Origin of the sequence: Streptomyces sp. NRRL WC-3549 (assembly GCF_000721935.1) — a bacterium.
In the GTDB taxonomy this organism is placed as follows: domain Bacteria; phylum Actinomycetota; class Actinomycetes; order Streptomycetales; family Streptomycetaceae; genus Streptomyces.
In genome coordinates, this window is sequence record NZ_KL585385.1 from 72737 (window position 1) to 76820 (window position 4084).

The 4084-nt window shown below is 75.5% G+C and carries 4 protein-coding genes and 1 pseudogene; 4 read left to right on the top strand and 1 reads right to left on the bottom strand.

The genetic code is table 11. The annotated features are described in order from the left end of the window. Both IH13_RS45955 and IH13_RS0103870 read left to right on the top strand, forming a co-directional pair. On the top strand, positions 1 to 87 hold an 87-nt coding region (locus tag IH13_RS45955; RefSeq protein WP_420713337.1), incomplete at its 5' end, for a carbohydrate-binding protein. A gap of 53 nt (positions 88 to 140) precedes the next feature. Beyond that, a complete protein-coding gene (locus IH13_RS0103870; RefSeq protein WP_037840710.1) occupies positions 141 to 1028 on the top strand; it encodes a dioxygenase family protein in 888 nt (295 codons plus the stop codon). Positions 1029 to 1103: 75 nt separating this feature from the next. Here the strand turns inward: IH13_RS0103870 and IH13_RS0103875 are convergent, their stop codons facing one another. Continuing rightward, positions 1104 to 2804, bottom strand: a complete 1701-nt coding sequence (locus IH13_RS0103875) for a bifunctional 3'-5' exonuclease/DNA polymerase (protein WP_031080998.1) — start codon at positions 2802 to 2804, stop codon at positions 1104 to 1106. 139 nt (positions 2805 to 2943) lie between these two features. On the opposite strand from IH13_RS0103875, the gene IH13_RS0103880 reads away from it, so the two are divergent. Further along, positions 2944 to 3873, top strand: coding sequence for an NADP-dependent oxidoreductase (locus IH13_RS0103880; protein WP_031080999.1), 930 nt, complete (start codon positions 2944 to 2946; stop codon positions 3871 to 3873). A gap of 28 nt (positions 3874 to 3901) precedes the next feature. After that, a pseudogene (locus IH13_RS0103885) lies at positions 3902 to 4084 on the top strand (aromatic acid decarboxylase); the annotation flags it as partial.

Here is a 4084-nt window from a genome sequence, read left to right on the forward strand (position 1 = left end):
GGGGCGAGCTACCGGTGCCTCCAGGGCCACCAGGCGCAGGCCGGCTGGACGCCGCCGAACGTGCCCGCCCTCTGGCAGCGCGTCTGACGCCCGCCCCGTTCCCCGCACACCGAGCACGCCGAGACACCGAGGAATCAGCCATGACCGAGAGATCAGCCGTGCCCCCGGAAGAGTCCGGTGGCACCCCCCGTAACGGCTCCCGGCAGACCGCTCCCGGCGGCCGTCCGATCAGCCGCAAGAGCCTCCTGAGGGCGGCCGTCGCGGCGAGCGCCGTCCCCCTGGTCGTGGGCGGAGGCGTGGCGCTGGCCCGGGACACCGGTGCCGGCGCCGCCCCCCTGGCGCTGACGCCGGCCTGCGACGACGGTGACGACCCGACCCCCGAGCAGATGGAGGGCCCCTACTTCAAGCCCAACTCCCCGCTGCGCACCAGCCTGGTGACGTCCTCCACACCGGGCGTGCCGCTCACCGTGAGCGGGTACGTCTTCGGCCGTGCCTGCAAGCCCCTGCCCGGCGTGCTCCTGGACTTCTGGCAGGCGGACACCGGCGGTGCCTACGACATGTCCGGGTTCGCCTTCCGGGGGCACCAGTTCACCGGCGCCGACGGGTCGTTCACGCTCACGACGATCGTGCCGGGCCTGTACCCCGGGCGTACCCGGCACATCCATGTGAAGGCGCAGGCGCCCGGCCGGCCCGTGCTGACCACCCAGCTGTACTTCCCGGGCGAGCCGCGCAACGCCACGGACGCCATCTTCGATCCGGCGCTGCTCATGAACGTCCGTTCCGCGGGCCCGGGACGGGAGGGCACCTTCGACTTCGTCCTCGACGTGGCCCAGCAGCCCGAGCCCACCGATCCACCCACCGATCCGCCCACCGACCCTCCGGCCGGGGGCAGCTGGGCGGCCGGGACCACCTACCGCGCGGGGGACCGGGTGACCTACGGCGGCGGTTCCTACCGCTGTCTGCAGGGGCACACGGCCATCGCGGGGTGGGAGCCGCCGCTGGTCCCCGCGTTGTGGGAACGCGGGTAGAGAAGCGGCACCGGCCCGGACCGGGAACCGTCCCCGGTCCGGGCCCTTCGCGCTCCACCGGCGGTGCCCCGCTGCCTACTTGGCGTCCGAGTACCGCTCGACGACCGCCGTCGTGAACGGGAACCGCACCGGGGTCTCGCCGAAGGCCGTCAGCCCCGCCAGCTCCCCCGCCGCCCGGATCGCCTCCACCACCGCGGGCGCCTCCTCGGCCGGGCAGTGCACGATCACCTCGTCGTGCTGGAAGAACACCAGCTCCGCCCGCATCCGCCGGTCGGCGAGCGTCCGCCGGAGCGCGGCCAGGAGCAGCAGCGCCCAGTCGGCGGCGCTGCCCTGGACGACGAAGTTGCGGGTGAACCGGCCCCGGGCCCGCGAGTCGGACGAGGCGTGACCCGGGCCGTACTCACCGGCGCCCTCCCCGGACACCGGACCACCGGACTCCTGCGGGATGCCCGCCTCCTCGTACTCCCCGGCCCCGGCCGCGGGCGGGCTCGTGCGGCCGAGCCAGGTACGGACGAGACGGCCCTCCTCGCCGGCCTTCGCCGCCTCGTCGACGTAGGCGACGGCGTGCGGGAACCTCCGGCGCAGGGCCGCGAGGTTCTTCAGGCCGTCGCCGGAGGTCTGCCCGTAGACGGCGCCGAGCAGGGCGAGCTTGGCGTGGTCCCGGTCCCCGTGGAAGGCCCGATCGGACAGGGCCGTGTACAGGTCGCCCTCGTGGCCGGCCACCTCCATCAGTCCCCGGTCGCGGGAGATCGCGGCCAGCACCCGGGGCTCCATCTGGTCGGCGTCCGCCACCACGAGGCGCCAGCCCGGGTCGGCGACGACCGCCTGCCGTATCACCCGGGGGATCTGGAGGGCCCCGCCGCCGTTGGTCGTCCAGCGCCCGCTGACCGTGCCCCCCGGCTGGTACTCCGGGCGGAACCGCCCCTCACGCACCCAGTCCGTCAGCCAGCTCCAGCCGTGTGCCGTCCAGAGGCGGTAGAGCTTCTTGTAGCGGATCAGCGGCTCCACCGCCGGGTGGTCGACCTTCTCCAGCTCCCAGCGGCGGGTGGACCGCACCTTGATCCCCGCCTGGGCGAAGGCCTTCACCACGTCGGCGGGCAGATCGGGGCGCACCCGTCTGCCGAACGCCTCCGACACCTCGTCGGCCGCCTCGGCCAGTCTGCGGGGCTCGCCTCCGCCGGCGTACCGCTCGCCCAGCAGCCCGCTCAGGACCTCGCGGTGCACGTCGGCGCGCCAGGGCAGGCCGGTCCGGTTCATCTCGGTGGCGACCAGCAGGCCGGCCGACTCGGCGGTCGTGAGCAGCCGCATCCTCCCCGGGTGTTCCGCCGCGTCGTGGCGGCGCAGCTGCTCGGCGTAGACCTGGAGCAGCGCGTCGAAGGGCACGGTGGTGCCGGACGGCGGGTCGAAGAGGGAGGACTGGGAGCCGGGTTCGGCCGAGCGCGGCGGTGGATCGGGCGGCACCGGGGCGTCGCGCAGCCGGGCCCAGGCCGCCGCGGCGGAGCGGGGCTCGCCCAGCCGCCCCTCGTGTCCGAGCAGCAGGTGTTCGGCGCACTCGATGTCGTAGCACCGCTCGACGCGGACACCCGCGGCGAGGAGCCGCGGGTAGATCTCGGCGGTGGACCGCCAGACCCAGCGGACCACGTCCGGGCGGGAGCGGACCGCCTCGACGAGGTCGGGCTCGGTCATGACCGGACCGGCGGGCAGGCCGTCCCGCCCCAGCGGTACGAGGCGCGCACCGCCCCCTTCCGTGGGTGCCAGGGCCCAGCGTCCGGTCATGGGGCGAGCATGGCACCCGGCACTGACATCGACGGCGGTCCGCGGGAGCCTGGGGCTTCACCGGGCGGCCGGACGGCGCAGCCACCACCATCGGTGGAAGGGGGCACCCCTGAGCACGGCGGCCACCGAGGAGACGGTGATGGAAGCGATCGTGTACGAGGAGTTCGGCGGTCCGGAGGTCCTGCACCTCACCGAGACCGAGGACGTCCACCCGGGGCCCGGGCAGATCCGGGTGAAGGTCCGGGCCGCCGGTGTCAACCCGGTCGACCACAAGATCCGCAACGGCTGGATGGAAGCGGCCTTCCCGACCCCGCTGCCCGCCGTCCCCGGCAGTGAGTTCGCCGGCGTCGTCGACGGGACGGGAGAGGGCGTCACCGCCTTCGCGACCGGTGACGAGGTCCTCGGCCGGAGCGTCACCGGCGCGTACGCGGCGTACGTCCTGGCCGACGCGGACGCCGTGGCGCCCAAGCCGGACGGCCTGGGCTGGGAGGAGGCCGCGGCCCTGCCCGTCGCGACGGCGACCGCCGCCCGGGTGCTGGACGAACTCGCGGTCGCCGCCGGCGACACCCTGCTCCTGCACGGGGCGGCCGGAGCGGTCGGCTCCGCCGCCGTCCAGCTGGCCGCCGCCCGGGGAGCCACCGTGATCGGGACCGCCTCCCCGGCCAACCACGACTACCTGCGGGTGCTCGGCGCGTTCCCGGTGGCCTACGGCGAGGGACTGGTGGACCGGGTGCGCACGGTGGCCCCGGAAGGCGTGGACGCCGTGTTCGACGCGGCGGGCCGGGGTGCTCTCGCGGACTCCGTCGAGCTGCGCGGCGGCACGGCCGAGCGGATCGTCACCATCGCGGACCCGGACGCGGCCGGGTACGGGGTGGCCTTCTCCGGGGGCGGCGGGGCCCGCACCGGTGAGGGGACACGGCTCGCGGAGTACGCCCGGCAGGCGTCGGTCGGTGAGCTGCGGGTCTCCATCGCGCGCGCCTTCGCGCTCCGGGACGCGGCGAAGGCCCAGGAACTCAGCGAGGCCGGGCACGTGCGCGGCAAGCTCGTGCTGCTCCCCGGGGAGCGGTGAGCGGGCGGGCGCGGCCTACCCTGACCTGATGGAACCGGTGATCGACCAGGCGTGCGCGGCGGCCCTCTACTCGGCGGACGACGCCGGTCTGGACACCGGTGCCTCCCTCCTCGCCGCCGACCCGTCCGCCGACGAGGCCGCGCACCGCAGGGGCGAGGAGCTCGTCCGGCGGGCCTGGGAGCGCGGCTGGCAGCCCGCCGACGTCGTACGG